This window comes from Peptacetobacter sp. AB800 (genome assembly GCF_047807365.1).
Taxonomy (GTDB): Bacteria; Bacillota; Clostridia; order Peptostreptococcales; family Peptostreptococcaceae; genus Peptacetobacter.
The window spans coordinates 1-262 of record NZ_JBLOUI010000119.1 but is presented as its reverse complement, the minus strand read 5'-3'; the positions used below and the strand labels follow the sequence as shown (position 1 = coordinate 262).

The 262-nt window shown below is 33.2% G+C and carries 1 protein-coding gene; it reads left to right on the top strand.

The window, feature by feature from the left end:
• Positions 1 to 262 (top strand): DDE-type integrase/transposase/recombinase (locus tag ACK2WN_RS12410; RefSeq protein ID WP_416155706.1); only part of this gene is annotated, 262 nt, incomplete at both ends.

The window sequence follows — 262 nt, the reverse complement described above, 5'->3', positions numbered from 1 at the left end:
AACTATCAAAAGATTTATATTTAGGCGATTCAGATGAATGGCACGCTGACGAAACTATCGTAAAAATTGCTGGTGAAAAATTCTATCTTTGGGTTTGTATAGATTCTGAAACAAGGTTTGTTCTATCTTGGAATCTAAACAAATCACGAGATTCTGATTGTGCTTTTTCACTATTTAAAAAGGCTAGTGCCTTCGGCTCTCCTAAATCAATTGTCACAGATGGCTTAAAATCTTATGAAGAAGCTATTAAATACACCTTTTA